The sequence below is a fragment of the Pseudomonas californiensis genome, from assembly GCF_021147775.1.
GTDB classification, from domain to species: domain Bacteria; phylum Pseudomonadota; class Gammaproteobacteria; order Pseudomonadales; family Pseudomonadaceae; genus Aquipseudomonas; species Aquipseudomonas californiensis.
Map to the genome: position 1 here is coordinate 201770 of NZ_JAGTPK010000004.1, position 20279 is coordinate 222048.

Annotated in this window: 14 protein-coding genes, 4 tRNA genes and 1 pseudogene; 9 read left to right on the forward strand and 10 right to left on the reverse strand. The window is 58.8% G+C overall.

Features of this window, described 5'->3' with window-relative positions:
* Nucleotides 1–23: 23 nt before the first annotated feature.
* The 8 genes and pseudogenes from KDX37_RS05995 to KDX37_RS06030 all read right to left on the reverse strand — a co-directional run bounded on the left by KDX37_RS05995 (nucleotide 24) and on the right by KDX37_RS06030 (nucleotide 9868).
* Nucleotides 24–2268: pseudogene (locus KDX37_RS05995) on the reverse strand (TonB-dependent siderophore receptor).
* A gap of 468 nt (nucleotides 2269–2736) precedes the next feature.
* Complete coding sequence (locus KDX37_RS06000; protein WP_231651762.1) at nucleotides 2737–3735, reverse strand: 2-hydroxyacid dehydrogenase; 999 nt, start codon at nucleotides 3733–3735, stop codon at nucleotides 2737–2739.
* A 16-nt stretch (nucleotides 3736–3751) separates the two neighbouring features.
* A complete protein-coding gene (locus tag KDX37_RS06005) occupies nucleotides 3752–5068 on the reverse strand; it encodes an MFS transporter (RefSeq protein WP_231651763.1) in 1317 nt (438 codons plus the stop codon).
* 65 nt (nucleotides 5069–5133) lie between these two features.
* On the reverse strand, nucleotides 5134–6096 hold the full coding sequence (locus KDX37_RS06010) for a sugar kinase (protein WP_231651764.1): 963 nt from the start codon (nucleotides 6094–6096) through the stop codon (nucleotides 5134–5136).
* Nucleotides 6089–6886, reverse strand: coding sequence for a sugar phosphate isomerase/epimerase family protein (locus KDX37_RS06015; RefSeq protein WP_231651765.1), 798 nt, complete (start codon nucleotides 6884–6886; stop codon nucleotides 6089–6091). Before KDX37_RS06015 ends, KDX37_RS06010 begins: the two co-directional genes overlap by 8 nt.
* 75 nt (nucleotides 6887–6961) lie before the next feature.
* Entirely contained in the window at nucleotides 6962–7984 is a 1023-nt protein-coding gene (locus KDX37_RS06020; protein ID WP_319941660.1) for a LacI family DNA-binding transcriptional regulator, read from the reverse strand.
* A 159-nt stretch (nucleotides 7985–8143) separates the two neighbouring features.
* Complete coding sequence (locus KDX37_RS06025; protein ID WP_231651766.1) at nucleotides 8144–8473, reverse strand: hypothetical protein; 330 nt, start codon at nucleotides 8471–8473, stop codon at nucleotides 8144–8146.
* A 198-nt stretch (nucleotides 8474–8671) separates the two neighbouring features.
* The gene (locus KDX37_RS06030; RefSeq protein ID WP_231651767.1) at nucleotides 8672–9868 is read right to left on the reverse strand and encodes an amino acid aminotransferase; all 1197 of its coding nucleotides are present in this window, start codon (nucleotides 9866–9868) and stop codon (nucleotides 8672–8674) included.
* A gap of 385 nt (nucleotides 9869–10253) precedes the next feature.
* Between KDX37_RS06030 and uvrB the strand changes: the two genes are divergently transcribed.
* The 9 genes from uvrB to KDX37_RS06075 all read left to right on the forward strand — a co-directional run bounded on the left by uvrB (nucleotide 10254) and on the right by KDX37_RS06075 (nucleotide 16809).
* Nucleotides 10254–12269, forward strand: coding sequence for an excinuclease ABC subunit UvrB (uvrB, locus tag KDX37_RS06035; protein WP_231651768.1), 2016 nt, complete (start codon nucleotides 10254–10256; stop codon nucleotides 12267–12269).
* 154 nt (nucleotides 12270–12423) lie between these two features.
* Nucleotides 12424–13905: a glutamate--tRNA ligase gene (gene gltX, locus KDX37_RS06040; RefSeq protein ID WP_231651769.1), complete on the forward strand. Its 1482-nt coding sequence runs from the start codon at nucleotides 12424–12426 to the stop codon at nucleotides 13903–13905.
* 189 nt (nucleotides 13906–14094) lie between these two features.
* Nucleotides 14095–14170: transfer RNA gene (locus tag KDX37_RS06045), tRNA-Ala, on the forward strand.
* 78 nt (nucleotides 14171–14248) lie between these two features.
* Nucleotides 14249–14324, forward strand: a tRNA-Glu gene (locus KDX37_RS06050).
* Between the two features lie 51 nt (nucleotides 14325–14375).
* A tRNA-Ala gene (locus tag KDX37_RS06055) sits at nucleotides 14376–14451 on the forward strand.
* A gap of 47 nt (nucleotides 14452–14498) precedes the next feature.
* Nucleotides 14499–14574, forward strand: a tRNA-Glu gene (locus KDX37_RS06060).
* A 206-nt stretch (nucleotides 14575–14780) separates the two neighbouring features.
* A complete protein-coding gene (locus tag KDX37_RS06065) occupies nucleotides 14781–15242 on the forward strand; it encodes an acyl-CoA thioesterase (protein WP_231651770.1) in 462 nt (153 codons plus the stop codon).
* Between the two features lie 29 nt (nucleotides 15243–15271).
* Nucleotides 15272–16237, forward strand: coding sequence for a tRNA dihydrouridine synthase (locus KDX37_RS06070; protein WP_231651771.1), 966 nt, complete (start codon nucleotides 15272–15274; stop codon nucleotides 16235–16237).
* A 128-nt stretch (nucleotides 16238–16365) separates the two neighbouring features.
* A complete protein-coding gene (locus KDX37_RS06075) occupies nucleotides 16366–16809 on the forward strand; it encodes an Hsp20 family protein (protein WP_231651772.1) in 444 nt (147 codons plus the stop codon).
* A gap of 172 nt (nucleotides 16810–16981) precedes the next feature.
* On the opposite strand, the gene KDX37_RS06080 is transcribed toward KDX37_RS06075, so the two are convergent.
* Entirely contained in the window at nucleotides 16982–19168 is a 2187-nt protein-coding gene (locus tag KDX37_RS06080) for a putative bifunctional diguanylate cyclase/phosphodiesterase (RefSeq protein ID WP_231651773.1), read from the reverse strand.
* A gap of 97 nt (nucleotides 19169–19265) precedes the next feature.
* Complete coding sequence (locus tag KDX37_RS06085; protein ID WP_231651774.1) at nucleotides 19266–20135, reverse strand: LysR family transcriptional regulator; 870 nt, start codon at nucleotides 20133–20135, stop codon at nucleotides 19266–19268.
* Nucleotides 20136–20279: the final 144 nt, after the last annotated feature.

Here is a 20279-nt window from a genome sequence, read left to right on the forward strand (position 1 = left end):
TGCATGCCATTCAGCTATCACCGTTAAAAATCGCCACGCAGAGTCAGCATGTAATTGCGAGGCTCACCGTAAATATTGCCCCGATCCAGTGCTGCGACAGTGGAGAAATATTTGCGATCAAACAGGTTCTCGCCGCTCAGGCTGACTCTCCAATGCTCGTCGAGCTTCCATGTCGCCCTGGCGTCCCAGATGGCTCGGCCTGGGGCTCCGTATTTGACGCCCTCAGCGGTTTCGTTTTCATAGTACGACTGTGCAGAAACACCGCCGCCCAGAGTCAGACGGTTCCATACACCTGGCAAGGTGTATGCCGTGTTGATACGCACGATGTGTTTGGGGGTATCGCTCGACACCACAGTGCCTGCGCTGCTGCGGGTGGTGTTGTAGGTGTAGCCAGCCAGCACCTGCAGACCGGGCAGCACTTCGCCGCTGGCTTCGATATCAAAGCCTTTGCTGCGCTGGATCGTGCCGTTGGCGTAGCAGGTACCAAAAGCGTCGTTGCTTGGGCAGTTGCCGCTGTTGGCAGTGTCTTCGGCGTAGACGTCTTCTTGTTTGATGTAGAACAGCGCCATGGACAGGTTGAGCCTTTTGTCGAACAGCTCGCCCTTGATACCTGTTTCGTAATTGGTGCCGATCGCCGGGTCGAGCGGCGAACCGCTGACGTCCCGGTAGTTGCCCTGCGGGTTGAAAATGTCTGCGTAACTGGCGTACCACGACCAGTTTTCGTCGATGTCATAGATCAGTCCGGCAAACGGCGTGATTTCCTGATTCTGCTGCGAGACATAGTCCGGTGCGCCGCCGAGCTTGTAATCGAAGTCGTATTTGTACCAGCTCATCCGTGCGCCCAGCACCAGACTCAGCGGCTCGGACAGACGCAGGCGTGTGTTGGCATAAATGCCAGAGCGCTCATCGACGTATTCGTTGATCGATGACCATGCTGGGCGAGCCGGTTTGGCGAAGGCCTCGTGATTGACGTCATTCAGGTCGATGGCACTGGCGGCGATTGTCACTGGTGCGCGTTTTTCGGTCACAGTCTGTTTCGACCAATTGGCCCCGACAGTCACTTGGTGGGTCAGACCAAAAGCATCGAAATTACCCTCCACATGGCTGTCCAGCCCGGTGCTGTTGACGCTGGTGTGACGGAACTCTACGTTTCTGAAGGATGACCCTGCCTGGGTAGCGGGGTTGACGGCACCTCTTGCATAGGCCAGCGACTGCTCAAAACCGCCTTCAGAGTGGGTTACCGAGGTCTTGCTGGTCCAGTCTTCGTTGAAGCGATGAGCTATTTCGGTGAATACCTCATCCGTCTCGGTTTCATGGGTATTCCAGTCCTGAGCCAAGGCAGTGGAGCGCGAAACGTTCAGCGCCGAGCCGTCGCTGTAACGTGGCAAGCTGAAGATCGAGTAGCCCTTGATCCTGCTGGTCTGGCGACGGGCGCTCAAGGTCAGTGTGGTGGCTTGGGAAACATCTGCTTCGACGATGCCATACAGGAGGGGGTGTTTCGGATTTCAGCAAATCGATGTAGGAGCCTTTGTCTTCATAGGCCGCCACCACGCGGCCGCGAAGCGTTCCTTCGTCGTTGAGTTTGCCGCTGCCGTCCAGATCCAGGCGGTAGTTGTCCCAGGAGCCGGCACGCGTCGTGATCGAGAATTGCGGCGCTGCGGTCGGGCGTTTGCGCACCAGATTGACCGCGCCGCCAGGGTTGCCTGCGCCTACCAGAAGGCCCGCTGCGCCGCGCAGCACTTCCACGCGATCATAAATCGCCATGTCCGGGGGCATCCAGCCGGTCATGCTGTAGCTCTGTCCGGAAACACCATCCAGCAGGTAGCTTTCCTCGCCCAGAACGAATCCTCGTGACTGATACACGTGAGAGCCGAAATTGCGCTGGCTGAACGAAATGCCGGGGGTTTGCGCCATGACTTTGTCGAGGCTGTTGAGGTTTCGGTCGTCCATTACCTGGCGGGTCATGACCGTCACGGACTGTGGAGTCTCGCGCAATGTTTGCGTGGACTTACCAATGGTGACGGCACCCGTCGTGTAGGAGCCGCTTCCTTCGGTAGTCGTGCCGAGATATTGCGAATCAATGGTGGTGGGTGCCAGGTTCAGTACGGAAGATGAATCTTGCGTACCGCCTTGAGCAGCGTCATCGCCTTGAGCGCTGCAGTTGAAGCCCACGGCGATGCCGATGGCGGCGACGGTTGGTGTTATTCGCAAGGTATGGCTCACCAGCAATGCTTTGCTGAATGGGGTGAGTCGCTGCAGTGTCTGCATTGGCTGAAGCTCTTGTACTGATAAGTGGCTGTAAACGAATGACGTGTCACTGCAGGCACGCGGTTGACGAACCTGATCACGTCCAGCGACCGGGCTGGTCCGTCGTGTTGGGCAGACCGGGAATCAATGCTGGGTGCGAGGTCCCCCGTGTCGGTAAAGAGAACGAACGTCGAATAAAGTTATTTAACGAATTTTTCACATTTCGTCGAAAGGTGAAAAAAGCTTTCGAATCAGAGACTTTCGGGGTTTTTGACTTCATGCCCTTTGGCATTCCGGGCTCAAAGCCAAGGAGTATTCCGACGGTGCACGGAGGGACGTCGAGCGGATGGCCTGGCTGACTGCCAGTCAGGTAGTGAGGGCTTTTTGCGGCCGGTATCGGTTGAACGCTGCAAAACAGGTCGCCGCGACGGTGCAGCGACCTTCCAGCCAAGGGACTGCGCTGGGCGCTTCCCGTGGCCAATTGTGCTGTCAGGCGTTCTGGCTGTTGCGCCGCGCTTCCCAGCCATTGGGATTGACCAGATTGGCCGGCTTTTCGCCTGCCAGCGCGCTGATCAGGTTGTCCACCGCACAACGCGCCATGGCTTCGCGAGTTTCATGGGTGGCCGAGCCCATATGTGGCGTGGCCACGACGTTTTTCATTTTCAGCAATGGCGAGTCCGGGTCCAGCGGTTCGCGTTCGAACACATCCAGACCGGCGCCGCGCAGGTGCCCATCCTGCAATGCGGCGATCAGTGCCTGTTCGTCGATGACCTTGCCACGCGCGATGTTGATGAGGATGCTCCCGGGGCGCATCAGGGCAAGTTGCTCCTTGCCGATCATCTTTTCCGTCTCTGCGGTGAGCGGAACGGTCAGGCAGACAAAGTCGGCTTCGCGCAGCAGCGCTTCGAGGCTGCGATAGCCTGCGTTGAAACGTGATTCAACCGCCGGTTTTGGCGTATGGCTGTGATACAGCACCGGCATGCCAAACCCGAAATGGCCGCGCTGAGCCAGCGCCTCGCCGATCCGTCCCATGCCGACGATGCCCAGCGTCTTGCCATGAACATCGCTGCCAAAGTGCTCTGGGCCGATGTTGGCCTGCCAGCCACCGCTGCTCACCAGATTGGCCAGCTCCACCACCCGGCGTGCGGTGGCCATGATCAACGAAAAACCGGTATCGGCCGTGGTCTCGGTCAATACGTCCGGGGTATTGGTCAGGGCGATGCCACGTCGGTCGAGATATTCGATGTCATAGTTGTCCACGCCCACCGAGACGGTAGACACGGCCTCCAGATGCGGCGCGAGGTCCAGCAAGGATGCATCCAGCTTGATGCTTGCACCCAGTAAGCCTTGCGCATGGGGCAGGGCGTCGCGAAGTCCAGCCAGGCCATCCCGCTTGGGGTCTTCAATCAGGGTGACGTCAGCGTGAGCCTGCAATCGCTCCATCAGCGGGGCGGACAGTGTCTTGTACAGTACGACGTGCTTTTTCATGGTCGAGGTTCCCGAATCAGGAGTGGGCGGTGGCGCGATGAGTACGGTGCTGGTCATCCGCAGGCCTCGCTTTGTTATCCGGCTTGAGCATCAGTGTCAGCAATACCGAAACCAGTAATGCGCTGCTCATGAACAGGTACGAAGCGCTCAGGGTTCCGGTGATGCCGTTCAGGTAACCCACCAGATACGAACCCGCGAACGAGCCGAGCGCACCCAGGCTGTTGATCAAGGCCATGGCGCCACCGGCAACGTTGGATGGCAGAATTTCCGGAACGATGGCGAAGAACGGTCCGTAGGGGGCGTACATACAGGCTCCGGCGATGACCAGCAGCGAATAGGACCACCAGAAGTGCTCGGTGCCGAGCACGTAAGAGCCATAGAAAGCCATGGCGGCGATCAGCAGCGGCGGCCAGACGAACACTTTGCGCTTTTGCAGTTTGTCCGACGCCCAGGACACTAAAACCATACCGATCACGGCCGCCAGATATGGCAGCGCGGACAGCCAGCCAGCTTCGACCATGTCCATCTGCATGCCTTTTTTCAGGATGGTCGGCAGCCACAGCACGAAGCCGTACACGCCGATGCTCCAGCAGAAATACTGGGCTGCCAGCAACAGCACTTTGGGCGAGCGAAACGCCTCGGCGTAGTTCTTGACCGGTTTGATACCCACTTGCTCGGCATCGAGACGTGCCTGCAGTTCGGTTTTCTCGGCTTCGCTGAGCCATTTTGCCTGGGCAGGGCGCTCATCCACCAAGCGCCACCAGATAAACGCCCAGACGACGGCGGGCAGCCCTTCGACGATGAACATCCAGCGCCAGCTGTAATGAGCCACCAGATAGCCCGACACCACCGACATCCACAGCATGGTCACCGGATTGCCGAGAATCAGCACCGTATTGGCCCGCGAGCGTTCGGCACGTGTGAACCAATAGCAGAGGTACACCAGCATCGCGGGCATGACCGCGGCTTCGACGACGCCGAGCATGAAGCGAATGCCGATCAGCATGTAAGCGTTGGAGACAATGCCGGTCAGCGTGGCAAGGCTGCCCCACAGGATCAGGCTGACAAAAATCAGTTTCTTGACGCTCTTGCGCTGCGCGTAGATCGCGCCCGGCACCTGAAAAAAGAAGTAACCGAGGAAGAACAGCGCACCCAACAAGGACGACATGCCCGGCGTGATATTCAAGTCTTCTGCCATGCCAGAAGCCGCGGCGAAACCATAGTTGGCCCGGTCCAGATAGGCCAGGCTGTAAGTGATGAACACGATGGGCATGATCAGCAACCAGCGACGTTTCAGGCCTCCGGTTTTTACGCTATCGAGTAACTTTTCCATTTCGATCTCCTGAGCTTTTTGTTGTTGTCGCAGCAGGTACGGTTATTGGCTTGGGCACGGTCGGGTCAGACCGGTTCCAGCGGTTGTTTCGCGGGCAACGCTGCATCCAGTGCTGCACGCAATGGCAAACCTTCCATGTCACCGCGGCTTTGCACGGCCTGGCTGCCAATCCAGTTGCCGCGCGCCACGGCTTCGGCAAGGCTTTGGTTTTCCAGCAGCGCGCTGATCACCCCGACAGCGAAGCCGTCGCCAGCGCCGACGGTGTCAACGACCTGGCGGACCGGCACACCGGCTACAAAACCCGCATTGGTTTGGTTGCGGTAATACGCGCCTTCTGGTCCGAGTTTGATCACGACGGCCTCGACACCCTGATCCAGGTAAAAAGCTGCAATATCGGCGGGGTTTTTATGGCCCGTGAGAATCGTGCCCTCGGCCAGCCCCGGAAACACCCAGTGAGCCAGCACCGCCAGGGCGTTGATTTCCTCAATCATGCGGGTCTTGTTTGGCCACAGTGACGGACGCAGGTTGGGATCGAACGACACACTGCGTCCGGCGCTACGCATGCGGGTCATCAGTTCGTGCGACAAGTCGCGGCAGCTGCCGGACAGCGCTGCCGGGATGCCGGTGGCGTGCAGGTGGCGGGCTGCGAGCAAACGTGCGTCGATATTGCTGATGGCGAGATGGCTGGCGGCCGAACCTTTGCGGAAATACTCCACGGTCGGATCTTCGCCTTCCAGTTCGAGGGATTTGAACTGGAAACCTGTGGGGTGAAGCGGGTCAATGCCCACGTGTTCGCAATTCACGCCTTCGCTTCGCAGGCTGTCGACGACAAAGCGACCCATCGAGTCATCGCCGACACGGCTGAGCCAGGCAACGTTGAAACCCAGCCGGGCCAGACCAATGGCAACGTTGCTGTCGGCACCCGCAATGCGCTTTTCAAAATGGCGGACCTGTGCGAGATCGCCTGGTTTCTCGGCAACGAGCATCGTCATGGTCTCGCCGAACGAAAGGATGTCGATATCAGACATGGCGCTCGACCTCCGGGGTTCGGGCAGGCGTCGCTGGGACAAGGCTGGCGAGGAGGTTCACTTGATGGCGGGTGACTTCAAGCAGGTCATCACCCTGCAGCGGATACTCGATAGCGCGCGGGACCGCGTCAGGCATGTAGGCCAGCAATTCCCGCCACGCTGGCAGATCAGCTTCAGCAGGTGGAATCGCAGTCGGCTTGCCGTTGGCATTGTGAGTCACGGCCTTGAAATGCACATAGCGCACGTAGCGTCCCAGTTGCTGAGCTGCGCTGATCACGTTCTGGTCCTGCCATTGCCAATTGCCGACATCGAAGGTCATGCCGATGTCCATCTTCAATGACTGCGCCTGCGCCAGGAAGTCGCAGAAAGGCGCGATGATTCCGCCATGGGAGGTCTGATCGTTTTCCACCAGCAGTTTTACCGTCTGGCCAGACAACAGAGCGCCGAGCGCTGAAAGATCGCTGTGCTCAGTAAAATTCCCCAGAGAAACCTTCAGCCAACGGGCGCCGGATGACTGGGCACGTTGCAGAGTCGCCTCAAGTTCGGGGTTGGGCTGCGGCTGGCCGGTGAGCCATAGCTCCATTGGCGATGAATACAGGCATTCCAGCCCTTGAGTTCTGATCGTGCTGGCGAGGGCAGGGAGGTCCTCGTCGGTGAGCAGCTCTTCTCGTAACTCGATGCGCGCCACATTGCAGGCGGCCAGCAGCGGGACGAAAGCGGCCTGCCCTCGCTGGCGAACCAGGTCGGCGCCGAAGCTGGAAAGGCTGATGGAGACGGGGTTCATGTGCATTGTTATTGTCCTCTGAAACCGGTTTCATTTTTAGCGGTGAAAAATCCGGGTGTCCGGAACTCTGGATTTTTTGAGTCAGGAACGCGGTCGGGTCGAGCCGCGCACGATCAGTTTTGCCGGAAAGTCGAACAGCTTTGATGGCGCCTGATCGCCTCGCAGGCGTCCCAGCAAGCATTCGAAGGCAGTGACGCCGATGTCGTGGGTCGGTTGCGCCAGCGAGGTGATGCCGCTACCCACCAGCGGGTACCACTCCAGTTCGTCGAGGGCAATCAGGCCGATGTCTTCAAACAACGCACAACCCGATTCGTGCAGCAGGCGCGTGCAGGTCAGCGTGGCGACACCATTGGCGGTGAACAGTGCTTTCGGACCTGGGCCAGGTGCTGAGAGAAACGCCTTGAGATTCGCCGGCAGTTGCTCGTCGATCTGCAACACCTGGCCACGCAGATCGGCGTGTCGAGCTGTCTCAGTCTTGAAGGCGCTCATCCGTTCCTGTCGTGAGCTGGTGCCGTCCTGCTGTTCGGTGACGAGCATAATGTCGCGGTAACCGCTGGACCGCAGATGATCGATGGCCTGCCTTACGGCAGCGGGGTTGTCGAGCCCGACCAGATCACTGTCGAGCTGATCGACCTTGCGGTCGACCAGCACCATGGGCAGTTCGCGGTGCAGATCGCGCAACTCGTCCAAATGGTGGCCGAGGGTATTCACGATCAGACCTTCAATGTTGTACGAGCGCAACGCGGCCAGATGAAGGCGCTCCTGCTCGTCATCGCGATCGGTATTGCACACCACCAGGCTGTAGCCGTGACGTCGGCAGGCGGTTTCGACACCGTGCATGACCGCAATGGAATAGGGGTTACGGATATCGGCCACCAGCATGCCGATCAGCCGCGTTCTGCCACGCTTGAGGCCGCGTGCCATCTGGTTGGGACGATAGCCGAGTGTTTCGATGGCCTGTTCGATGCGCAAGGCGATGGCGTCGGACAGCAGTTGCCGGTCTTCACCGATGAAGCGCGAAACGCTGGCCTTGGAGACGCCAGCAAGATCGGCCACGTCATTCATGGTGACGCGTGGACGCATCGACTGCGGAAAACTGCTCAAAGCGACACCCTTTTGAAATTATTGGCGGGTTCTGAAAACGGTTTCAGAAAACACCAAAGCCAGGCTCACGTTAACTCGGTCTCGGATGAAAGATGGTTTTTGAGGGTTCACATGGGTCAGCGATTGGGCCTTGAGGCCCAACCGGCCAGATCAGCTGTATCAACCGCCCTGCGTGTCGATGTCGGCATCGACGCCTTGGGTTGGCTGATGGTTGCGTTGGGTCTGAGGCTTTTCCTGCGGCTCGTAGTCAGGCACAAAAGCGCTGTTGTTTTCAGGCTCACTCTCGTCTGAATTACCTTGCGACTGGCTCTGGCCTTGGCTCTGATTTTGGCTTTGATGTTGATCCTGGCGTTGGTCGGCTGTCGGGTTGTTGCCGGGAGCAGCCTCGGGCGGTTGCGGATCGACAGCCGGATCATTGCGGTCCGTGCCTTGATCGGGCGTGTGCTGACCGGGCGCCTGTTCTTTTTGCCGTTGCGGTTCGGTAGACATATGGACCTCGATAGCCTGTTTTAAAAAAGTACTGTTCTGAACAGTACCGACAGATATTCGAGGTGCGGTTGGCGGGAATCGTTCGATGCAAATGCCGAGCGGGGAAGGGCGGGGAACCTCCGGCGGTAGACCGAGAGCTTCAGGCAAGAGCGATTCCGCTGTTGCCTGAAGCTGCCTGCAGAGGTTGTGCTGCCGGGATCAGAGTACTTTCTTGATCGCGTCGCAGACCACGTCGATGTTCTTCTGGTTCAGTGCTGCAACGCAGATACGGCCGGTGTCCAGCGCATAGATGCCGAACTCGCTGCGCAGGCGCTGTGCCTGTTCTGCAGTCAGGCCCGAGTACGAGAACATGCCGCACTGACGGCCGACGAAGCTGAAATCCTGACCAGCCGGGTTATCCGCCAGACGCTCGACCATCGCCTTGCGCATGCTCTGGATGCGCACGCGCATTTCACCCAGCTCTTCTTCCCACAGGGCGCGCAACGACGGGTCGTTGAGCACGGCAGCGGAGATGATCGCGCCGTGGGTCGGTGGGTTGGAATAGTTGGTGCGAATCACACGTTTGACCTGAGACAGAACGCGCGCGGTTTCTTCTTTCGATTCGGTGATGATCGACAATGCACCGACGCGTTCGCCGTACAACGACAGCGACTTGGAGAACGAGCTGGACGCGAAGAAAGTCAGACCGGATTCGGCGAACAGGCGTACGGCAACTGCGTCTTCCTGGATGCCCTGGCCGAAACCCTGATACGCCATGTCGAGAAATGGTACGTGACCTTTGGCCTTGACCACGTCCAGGACTTTTTTCCAGTCATCGACGCTCAGGTCGACGCCGGTAGGGTTATGGCAGCAGGCGTGCAGCACCACGACCGATTTGTCCGGCAGGTTCTGCAGGTCTTCCAGCATGCCGGCGCGGTTCACATCATGTGTCGACGCGTCGTAGTAGCGATAATTACGCACCGGGAAACCAGCGGTTTCGAACAGCGCGCGGTGGTTTTCCCAGCTTGGATCACTGATGGCCACGACTGCGTCAGGCAGCAACTGCTTGAGGAAGTCAGCGCCGATTTTCAAGGCGCCAGTGCCGCCCACCGATTGAGTGGTCAGCACACGACCTGAGGCGATCAGCGGCGAGTCGGCGCCGAGCAGCAGTTTTTGCACGGCCTGGTCGTAGGCCGCGATGCCATCGATGGGCAGATACCCACGCGGAGCGTGTTGCGCTACACGGATTTTCTCGGCTTCAGCCACTGCGCGCAGCAGAGGAATGCGCCCGTCTTCGTCACAGTAGACGCCCACGCCAAGGTTGACCTTGGTAGTGCGGGTGTCGGCGTTGAATGCTTCGTTGATACCCAGGATAGGATCGCGGGGCGCCATTTCGACAGCGGAGAACAGGCTCATTTTTGCGGCAGCTCTGAATGGAGAGTGGAGGGGTATGCACGCGATAGCCGAATGCGCCAAAGCGGTGCACAAACGCGTTCTAGTATAGAGAGCATCCCCCCGCGGGGCGACAGGGCAGGGCGGGTTTTTTCGAGGTTTTTCCGGATATTTGCAGAACGTTCGTCCAGTTGAAACCTCAATGGTTTAACCCCTGATAAAATGAGCGCCTTGAAAGCTGCTCATATGGCTCCATTTACAATGCATCACTTCAAACACTGCACGTCTGTTCCCGGCGGGAATGGTCGTTGGCGGTGGCTTTGTCATCAGGTGGGTGTATCCGATCGGATCGGTCGATGTGTGCCATGCGCAGGCAGGTCCAGTGTGCTTTCGAATCAAGAGGTAGGTCATGTCCGAGTTCCAGCTCGTCACCCGTTTTGAACCCGCTGGCGATCAGCCCGAGGCCATTCGCCAACTGGTTGAAGGGATCGATGCCGGGCTCGCTCACCAGACCCTGCTGGGTGTGACTGGATCGGGCAAGACCTTCAGCATCGCCAACGTGATTTCCCAGGTGCAGCGCCCGACGCTGGTGCTGGCGCCCAACAAGACCCTTGCCGCCCAGCTGTATGGCGAGTTCAAGGCGTTTTTCCCGAACAATGCGGTCGAGTATTTCGTCTCTTACTACGACTATTACCAGCCAGAAGCCTACGTGCCGTCGTCGGACACCTTCATCGAGAAGGATGCGTCGATCAACGATCACATCGAGCAAATGCGCCTGTCCGCGACCAAAGCGCTGTTGGAGCGCAAGGACGCGATCATTGTCACGACCGTGTCGTGCATTTATGGTCTGGGCAGCCCTGAAACCTATCTGCGCATGGTTCTGCACATCGACCGCGGCGACAAACTCGATCAGCGTGCCCTGTTGCGACGGCTGGCGGACTTGCAATACACCCGCAATGACATGGACTTCGCCCGCGCGACCTTCCGCGTGCGTGGCGATGTCATCGATATCTACCCGGCCGAATCGGACCTGGAAGCGATCCGTGTCGAGCTGTTCGACGACGAGGTCGAGAGCCTGTCGGCGTTCGATCCGTTGACCGGTGAGGTCATCCGCAAGCTGCCGCGCTTCACGTTCTACCCCAAGAGCCACTACGTCACCCCGCGCGAAACGCTGGTCGAGGCGATGGAAGGTATCAAGGTCGAACTTCAGGATCGTCTGGAGTACCTGCGCAGCCAGAACAAACTGGTCGAGGCGCAGCGCCTGGAACAACGCACCCGGTTCGATCTGGAGATGATTCTGGAGCTGGGCTACTGCAACGGCATCGAAAACTACTCACGCTATCTGTCGGGCCGTCCATCCGGCGCGCCACCGCCAACGCTTTACGATTACCTGCCGCCGGATGCGCTGCTGGTCATCGACGAATCCCACGTCAGCGTGCCGCAGGTCGGTGGCATGTACAAAGGCGACCGCTCTCGCAAGGAAACCCTGGTCGAATATGGTTTCCGTTTGCCGTCTGCGCTGGACAACCGGCCCATGCGGTTCGATGAGTGGGAAGCGGTCAGCCCGCAGACTATTTTCGTTTCGGCCACGCCCGGCAATTACGAAGCCGAGCATGCCGGTCGCGTGGTCGAACAGGTGGTTCGCCCGACCGGTCTGGTGGACCCGCAGATCGAAATCCGTCCGGCGCTGACTCAGGTCGACGACCTGCTGTCGGAAATCAACAAGCGTGTGGCGATTGAAGAGCGGGTGCTGGTCACCACGCTGACCAAGCGCATGGCAGAAGACCTGACGGACTACCTCAGCGACCACGGCGTGCGCGTGCGTTATCTGCACTCGGACATCGACACGGTGGAGCGGGTCGAGATTATCCGTGACCTGCGTCTGGGCACCTTTGATGTGCTGGTCGGCATCAACCTGCTGCGCGAAGGTCTGGATATGCCGGAAGTCTCGCTGGTGGCAATTCTCGATGCTGACAAGGAAGGCTTTCTGCGTTCTGACCGCTCGCTGATCCAGACCATCGGTCGTGCGGCTCGTAACCTCAACGGACGGGCGATTCTGTACGCCGACCGGATTACCGGGTCCATGGAGCGTGCCATCGGCGAGACCGAGCGACGTCGCGAAAAGCAAATCGCCTTCAACCTTGAACACGGCATCACTCCCAAGGGCGTGTTCAAGGACGTGGCTGACATCATGGAAGGCGCCACGGTGCCAGGCTCGCGCAGCAAGAAGCGCAAAGGCATGGCCAAGGCTGCCGAAGAAAATGCCCGCTACGAGAACGAGTTGCGCTCGCCGAGCGAGATCAACAAGCGCATTCGTCAGTTGGAAGAGAAGATGTACCAATTGGCCCGTGATCTGGAGTTCGAAGCCGCTGCGCAGATGCGCGACGAGATCGGCAAGCTGCGCGAGCGACTGCTGGCCGTCTGATCAGGCATCGCCGCTGTCGTTCGGCGGCGCTTGCCAGGCAGGGCAATATTTCACGCGTCTCGGTTATGGAGGCGCACCAACACAACCTCGCTGGAGCCGTGTGCCTCCAGCCTGTTAACATTCCGTGCTTGATTGACCTATTTCGGGATTTTCCATGACCACCGTTCGTACCCGCATCGCGCCATCGCCTACCGGCGACCCTCACGTTGGCACGGCTTACATCGCGCTTTTCAACTACTGCTTTGCCAAGCAGCATGGTGGCGAGTTCATCCTGCGTATTGAAGACACCGATCAGCTGCGTTCGACCCGCGAGTCCGAACAGCAGATTTTCGATGCGTTGCGCTGGTTGGGTATCGAATGGAGCGAAGGCCCGGATGTTGGTGGTCCGCACGGCCCTTACCGGCAGAGCGAGCGGGGTGACATTTATCAGAAGTACGCCAAGCAACTGGTCGAGATGGGCCATGCGTTTCCGTGCTTCTGCACCGCAGAAGAGCTGGACGAAATGCGCGCCGAGCAAATGGCCAGGGGCGAGACGCCGCGCTATGACGGCCGCGCGTTGCTGCTGTCCAGAGAAGAGGTCCAGCGCCGTCTGGACGCAGGCGAACCACACGTCATCCGCATGAAAGTGCCGACCGAGGGCGTTTGCGTAGTGCCTGACCTGTTGCGCGGTGAAGTCGAAATTCCGTGGGACCGCATGGACATGCAGGTCCTGATGAAGACCGACGGTCTGCCGACCTATTTCCTCGCCAATGTGGTCGACGACCATCTGATGGGCATTACTCATGTATTGCGCGGCGAAGAATGGCTGCCGTCCGCCCCCAAGCTGATCCTGCTCTATGAATACTTCGGCTGGGAAAAGCCGCAGCTGTGCTACATGCCGCTGTTGCGTAACCCGGACAAGAGCAAGCTGTCCAAGCGCAAGAACCCGACTTCGGTGACCTTCTACGAGCGCATGGGCTTCATGCCTGAAGCGATGCTCAACTATCTGGGTCGCATGGGCTGGTCGATGCCGGACGAGCGCGAGAAGTTCTCCCTGCAGGAAATGGTCGACCATTTCGATCTGTCCCGCGTATCGCTGGGCGGGCCTATCTTCGACATCGAGAAGCTGTCCTGGCTTAACGGCCAGTGGTTGCGCGAGTTGCCGGTCGAGGAGTTCGCCAGCCGCGTGCAGCACTGGGCGTTGAACCCGGAATACATGATGAAGATCGCCCCGCACGTGCAAGGCCGGGTTGAAACCTTCAGCCAGATCGCCCCGTTGGCCAGTTTCTTTTTCGCGGGTGGCGTGACGCCGGACGTCAAGCTGTTCGAGCACAAGAAGCTCTCGGCTGACCAGGTGCGTCAACTGATGCAGTTGATCCTGTGGAAGCTGGAGTCGCTGCGTCAGTGGGAGAAGGACCCGATCACCGCCTGCATACAGTCGGTCGTCGAGCATCTGGGCCTCAAGCTGCGTGATGCGATGCCGCTGATGTTTGCTTCGATCACAGGGCAGGCCAGTTCGGTGTCGGTGCTGGACGCAATGGAGATTCTTGGGCCGGATCTGACGCGTTTCCGTCTGCGTCAGGCGATTGATCTGCTGGGCGGCGTTTCCAAGAAAGAAAACAAAGAGTGGGAAAAACTGCTGGGCGCGATTGCTTGATCCATGCGGTGATGTGAAGAGGCCACTGCGGGCTCGCACGACAGAACGCGCAGTGGTCGGCGTTAGCCTCGGTTTTATAGGGGTTAAACGGTAAGTGTTTGTTATGCCGACGAAAAACTTTCAAACTTATCGAAAATAAATTTGACAGTCATGCGACTCACGCTTAACATGCGCCCCGTCCACTGATGTGGGGCTTTAGCTCAGCTGGGAGAGCGCCTGCATGGCATGCAGGAGGTCAGCGGTTCGATCCCGCTAAGCTCCACCAAATTTCAGATTCAAAGCGTTGTTTCACCTGCGTTGAATCACGGTCAGCCATCCCAGGCCTGATCGGAAAGAAGGTTTTGTCCCCTTCGTCTAGTGGCCTAGGACACCGCCCTTTCACGGCGGTAACAGGGGTTCGAGTCCCCTAGGGGACGCCAGCTTCACCGAGTGATACCGCAAGGTCAGCTCCGCCGCGAGGCGATAAATCCGGGGCTTTAGCTCAGCTGGGAGAGCGCCTGCATGGCATGCAGGAGGTCAGCGGTTCGATCCCGCTAAGCTCCACCAATTTTTGCCAGGGTTCATCGGTAGATGAGCCTGATTGAAGGTTTTGCGTCCCCTTCGTCTAGTGGCCTAGGACACCGCCCTTTCACGGCGGTAACAGGGGTTCGAGTCCCCTAGGGGACGCCACGATTTCCCGCTCTGCGGGACCAAGGGTCATTCGATTATTGAATGGCCCTTTTGTTTTTTCAGAGTTTCATTTTCCCTCCCGCCTTTGCTTCCTGCCCCTTGCCTGCTCTGATCTTCCTTCTGGATATGGCCGTTCCATCAGTGCGCTAACCTGCTCAGGCTTCGCTACACTGCCCGCGAACAAACTTACCTGAGCAGGAGCAAGCATGGGCTGGGATCTGGCAACGCCTTTCGTGATCGACCTGAACGTTGCCGCCGAGGATATCGACGGGTTGGGGCACGCCAATAATGCGGTGTACGTCACGTGGCTTGAACGCAGTGCGTGGCGACACTCGCAGTATCTCGGGCTGGACCTCACAGAGTATCGCCGGCTGGACCGCGCAATGGCGGTGGTGCGGCACGAGATCGATTATCTGGCCAGCGCTTATGAAGGCGATGACTTGCAGTTGGCGACATGGATCGTCGATTGGGACAAGCGCCTGAAAATGACCCGGCGTTTTCAGCTCAAGCGCCCCTCCGATAACCTGACGCTGCTGCGTGCGCAAACTACGTTTGTCTGCATCGAGCTGTCCAGCGGTCGGCCCAAGCGCATGCCCATCGAGTTCATCGACGGTTATGGTGCTGCCATGTTCGAAGACAGCGTTCCCAATCTCGACAGCGGGCAGTAAACTGCCGGACTTTTTTTCGAGTGTGACCCATGCAAATTGCTCTGGCGCCCATGGAGGGGTTGGTCGACGACATCCTGCGTAATGTGCTGACCCGCGTCGGCGGCATCGACTGGTGTGTGACCGAATTCATCCGGGTGACCGAGCGAGTCATGCCTGCTACCTATTTTTATAAAATGGCTTCCGAGCTGCACACCGACGCCAAAACCGCTGCGGGTGTGCCACTGCATTTGCAGTTGCTGGGCTCCGATCCGGTGTGTCTGGCGGAAAACGCGGCCTTTGCCTGTGAGCTGGGTGCGCCGGTGATGGACTTGAATTTCGGTTGTCCGGCGAAGACCGTCAATCGCTCACGCGGTGGCGCCATTCTGCTCAGAGAGCCCGACCTGCTGCATTCGATTGTCGGGCACGTGCGCCGAGCGGTGCCCAAGGAGATCCCGGTCACGGCCAAGATGCGCCTCGGTTATGAAAATACCGACGCTGCGCTGGACTGTGCCCGTGCATTGGCGGACGGCGGGGCAGAGCGGATTGTGGTGCACGCCCGAACCAAGGTCGACGGCTACAAGCCGCCCGCTCACTGGGAATGGATCGCGCGCATTCAGGAAGTGGTCAAGGTGCCAGTTGTTGCCAACGGCGAGATCTGGACGGTGGACGACTGGCTGCGTTGCAGAGAAATCTGTGGCGCGCGCGACATCATGATCGGTCGTGGCCTGGTTGCGCGCCCCGATCTGGCCCGCCAGATCGCCGCTGCCAATGCGGGCGAGGAGGTGGTTGCCATGACCTGGGCCGAGCTGCAACCAATGCTGCGTACGTTCTGGAAAGACTGCCTCGCTAAAATGACCCTCATCCAGGCGCCCGGTCGCCTGAAGCAATGGGTGGTGCTGCTCACCAAGAGCTACCCCGAGGCGACCTTGATGTTCGACGCGCTGCGCCGCGAGACCGACTGTGACCGCATCAGCGTCATGCTCGGCTACAAGCCGGATGGCCCAGTCGAAGCCTGAGCCGACGAACGGTCATTGTTTCGTCAAATGAAGGCTCTTGAAAACCGAGTGGCAGCCCCTAGTTTGGGGATTACGCGATGCCGAATTCGGGTCGCGCCAACCACTCGCTGATTAACAGGAGAATTATCATGACGACTGCATTTTCTCTGGCTCCGCTGTTTCGTCACTCAGTGGGCTTTGATCGTTTCAACGACCTCTTTGAGTCGGCAGCACGCAACGATTCGGCCAGCGGCTACCCTCCCTACAATGTGGAGCGCTACAGCGAAGATCATTATCGGATCGTGATCGCTGCGGCTGGCATGCAGGAGCAGGACCTCGAACTACAAGTCGAGAAAGGCGTGCTGACCGTGACCGGCAGCAAGCGCGAGCATGAAGCTGAAAACGTCACCTACCTGCACCAGGGGATTGCGCGGCGCGAGTTCAAGCTGTCGTTCAGGCTGGCAGACAATATCGAAGTCAAGGGTGCTGACCTGTCGCACGGTCTGTTGAACATCGACCTGGTGCGTAACGTGCCTGAAGAAGCCAAGCCAAAGCGTATCCCGCTCAACACCCAGAAAGCGCTGGAGAATTAAAGTGATGATCAGGGTTATCTGAAACATCTGAATAAAAAACGCCCCGACTGTTTCGGGGCGTTTTTTTTGCATCTGGCAGGCGAGACAGGCTGTGCTTTTTGCCTTCATCACTGCTCAGCCTGTGTCTGGCACAGGCGCTGGGTTATTACACCGACAAGGAATGGAACAGTGTCTAAAGCGACGTCTGCTCCAAATGCTGCTTCAGCCGCAGCAGCGTCTCGAAGACGGAGTCTTTCAGCGGTTCGCTGAACAGGTAGCCTTGATAGAGGTAACAGCCCAGTTGTTTGAGGAAGGCGAGTTGTTCGGGGGTTTCTACGCCTTCGGCGATGACGTTCAGGTTCAGGCTTTGGGCCATGGCGACGATGGCGCGGATGATCTCGGCGTCGTTGGGGTCGGTGGTGGCGTCCTGGACGAACGACTGGTCGATCTTCAGGGTGTCCACCGGCAGGCGCTTGAGATAGGTGAGCGATGAGTAGCCGGTGCCAAAGTCGTCCATTGCAAAACTGACCCCGAGTGCCTTGAGGTTGCGCATTTTGCTGATGGTGTCGTCCAGGTTTTGAATCACGATGCCTTCGGTGATTTCCAGCTTGAGCATGCTGGCGGGCAAACCGTGCACTTTGAGGCTGTGTTTCACGCGTTCCACAAAGTCGTTCTGGCGGAACTGGCGTGGGCTGATATTGACCGCCATGAGGAATGAGCCCTCAGCGATCAGCTTTTGCTTGAGCAGGCGGCCCCCGGCTTTGCAGGCTTCATCGAGTATCCAGCTGCCGACTTCCAGAATCATGCCGCTTTCTTCGAGTATCTGGACAAACTGAGTGGGCGGCAGCAGCCCGTACTCAGGGTGCTGCCAGCGCAGCAGTGCTTCTGCACCGCTGATGCTGTCGTTGCGGCAGTCGACCTGGGCCTGGAAGTGCAGGTGAAATTCGTTGCGGGTCAGTGCCAGGCGCAGGTCGTTTTCCATGCGCAGGCGTTCGCTGACGACTTTTTGCATGGAGCTGTGGAAGAACTGCGTGGAGTTACGGCCCGAATCCTTGGCTCGGTACAGTGCAATGTCGGCTCGCTTGAGTAGGTCGGCAGGGTTCAGACCGTCGTCCGGAATCAGTACCATACCGATGCTCGGCGTTACCTGGAGGCGATGGCCGTCGAGGAACATGGGCTCGGCAAGCAACTCTCGCAGGCTATCGGACAGTTCCTGCACTTGCTGAGTGACTTGCTGACGAGAACCGTCGAGGCCACAGATCAGCACGACGAACTCGTCACCGCCCAGGCGGGCGACGGTGTCCTCAAGGCGGACGCTGGCTTCAAGCCGTGCTGCCACAATGTTGAGCACAGAGTCGCCCACCGGATGGCCGAGCGAGTCATTGATGTGCTTGAAGTGGTCCAGGTCCAGAAACAGCAGCGCGCCTCGCAGCCCATGATGTTGGAGCAACGACAGTTGCTGGCTCAGGCGATCCATGAGCAGGGCACGGTTCGGCAGGCCGGTCAGCGGGTCGTGATAGGCCAGGTGCTGGATCTGCGCCTGAGCACTTTTCAGCAGGCCGATGTCTCGGGCGTTCATCAGCAGGCACGGCGTTTCGTTCAGGGTGATGAATTCCACCGACACATCAAGAATGAGCGGGTCGCCGTTCTTGTTGCGACCGGCCATTTCCCGGTGATGCACGCGGCCGGCCTGATGCAACTGATCAATCATGTGTTGGCGTTGAGTAGGGTCTGTCCAGATGCCAATATCCTGCACCGTGCGCCCCAGCACTTCGTGAGCGCTGTAGCCGGTCAGACGGCAGAAGCCATCGTTGACCTCGACGTACCGTCCGGTGCCCAGTTCGGTAATGGTGATGGAGTCGGGGCTTGAGTGAAATGCCTTGGCGAACTTCTGCTCACTGGCTTCAAGCGCGCTCTGGGCCTGCTGCTGAGTGATGTCGAGTACCGTACCGACCAGTCTGACCGGCGTACCGCTGGCGTCGCGGTACAAATGGGCGCGGCTTTCCAGCAGTCGATAGACACCGTCCCTCAGCGTAAACCGGTAGGTCAGTTGAAAGGTGTCCTGCTTGCCGTCACAGACTGCGCGGTAGGCGCGGCGCATGCGGGTGCGTTCGCCATTGGGCACGCTGGCGAGAAACGCGGTAAAGCGAATGGCATCCGACAGCGCAGGAGCACCGTGCAATTGGGCGGCGCGTGCCGAGGTGTGCAGCGTGTCGCTGACAATGTCCCATTCCCAGGTCCCTATCTGCGCTGAGCTCAACGCCAGGTCCAGACGGGCCTGAGTTTCCCTCAGCGTCTGTTCCAGGGAGGCAGATGTCGGCTGCGCAGATGGCGGTTTTCCGGCCACCGGCAGGGTAGGGTTGTCCAGCTGATTGGGCATTGATCACGAGCCTTTATAAATAAAGCCAGTAAGACGATCGTTCTGCGTTCTGCGTTCTGCGTTCTGCGTTCTGCGTTCTGCAATTGCGCTCTACACGTTATATCTGCGCATCCAGCAATTTCATGAATGCCCGCGCGGCATTGGAGAGCGTTCTTTCGGTATGCACGATATAGCCTAGCTGGCGATTGAGCTGTACGCCCGGCAACGGAATGCGTGCAACCTGTTCGTCGAGCATCGTGCGCGGCAGTACGCTCCAGGCAAGGCCAATGGAGACCATCATTTTGATAGTTTCCATGTAGTTGGTGCTCATGGCGATATTGGGCTTGAGGCCCTGTGCTTCACACAGCCCGCTGACGATGTGATGAGTAAAGGTATTGCTGCCGGGAAACACGGCGGGATAACGCACGATGTCTTCGAGCTTCATCGGGCCGCTGTTGGCCAATGGGTGCTCGGGTGCCGCGACAAAGTCCAGAGGGTCGTCCCATACCGGAACCGCTTTGATCAAGGCGTGAGGCTCGGGCGCGAGGGTGATGACTGCCAGCTCGGCGCGTCCATGCAGGATTTCTTCATACGCCACTTCCGAATCCAGAAACTGAATGTCCAGCGCGACGGCAGGGTAGGTGCGTGTGTACTCGCGTAATAAAGAAGGCAGACGATGCAGGCCGATGTGATGACTGGTGGCCAACGTCAGGCGGCCGGTCACTTCACCGGTCAGGTTGGTCAGGGCGCGACGCGTGTCGTCCAGCACGTTGAGGATCTGGTAGGCGCGCGGCAGTAGCGCTCGTCCGGCCTCCGTCAGGCTGACCTCTCGGCCAAGGCGATCGAACAGACGCACGTTGAGTTGCTGCTCCAGGCCAGCAATCCGCTTGCTGATGGCGGGTTGGGTCAGATACAGGCGCTCACCCGCACCGGAGAAGCTGCCGGTTTCAGCAATGGCTATAAATGCGTTGAGATTGGCCAGGTCCATGGTCGTATTCCAGTTGGTTATCCAAAGCATGAAAATTATGAATTTGAGTTATTTAAGCATATTCCATAGCATGACCGCACAAGCCAAGGGGTCATCGAGGTTCGATTGCCCAAGGCATAGAAAGAAGCTGATGAGGAAGTACGT

Coding starts and splice junctions, on each gene's coding strand:
- KDX37_RS06000 (WP_231651762.1), bottom strand. CDS start 3,735: ATGAAAAAGCACGTCGTACTGTACAAGACACTGTCCGCCCCGCTGATG.
- KDX37_RS06005 (WP_231651763.1), bottom strand. CDS start 5,068: ATGGAAAAGTTACTCGATAGCGTAAAAACCGGAGGCCTGAAACGTCGC.
- KDX37_RS06010 (WP_231651764.1), bottom strand. CDS start 6,096: ATGTCTGATATCGACATCCTTTCGTTCGGCGAGACCATGACGATGCTC.
- KDX37_RS06015 (WP_231651765.1), bottom strand. CDS start 6,886: ATGCACATGAACCCCGTCTCCATCAGCCTTTCCAGCTTCGGCGCCGAC.
- KDX37_RS06025 (WP_231651766.1), bottom strand. CDS start 8,473: ATGTCTACCGAACCGCAACGGCAAAAAGAACAGGCGCCCGGTCAGCAC.
- KDX37_RS06030 (WP_231651767.1), bottom strand. CDS start 9,868: ATGAGCCTGTTCTCCGCTGTCGAAATGGCGCCCCGCGATCCTATCCTG.
- uvrB (WP_231651768.1), top strand. CDS start 10,254: ATGTCCGAGTTCCAGCTCGTCACCCGTTTTGAACCCGCTGGCGATCAG.
- gltX (WP_231651769.1), top strand. CDS start 12,424: ATGACCACCGTTCGTACCCGCATCGCGCCATCGCCTACCGGCGACCCT.
- KDX37_RS06065 (WP_231651770.1), top strand. CDS start 14,781: ATGGGCTGGGATCTGGCAACGCCTTTCGTGATCGACCTGAACGTTGCC.
- KDX37_RS06070 (WP_231651771.1), top strand. CDS start 15,272: ATGCAAATTGCTCTGGCGCCCATGGAGGGGTTGGTCGACGACATCCTG.
- KDX37_RS06075 (WP_231651772.1), top strand. CDS start 16,366: ATGACGACTGCATTTTCTCTGGCTCCGCTGTTTCGTCACTCAGTGGGC.
- KDX37_RS06080 (WP_231651773.1), bottom strand. CDS start 19,168: ATGCCCAATCAGCTGGACAACCCTACCCTGCCGGTGGCCGGAAAACCG.
- KDX37_RS06085 (WP_231651774.1), bottom strand. CDS start 20,135: ATGGACCTGGCCAATCTCAACGCATTTATAGCCATTGCTGAAACCGGC.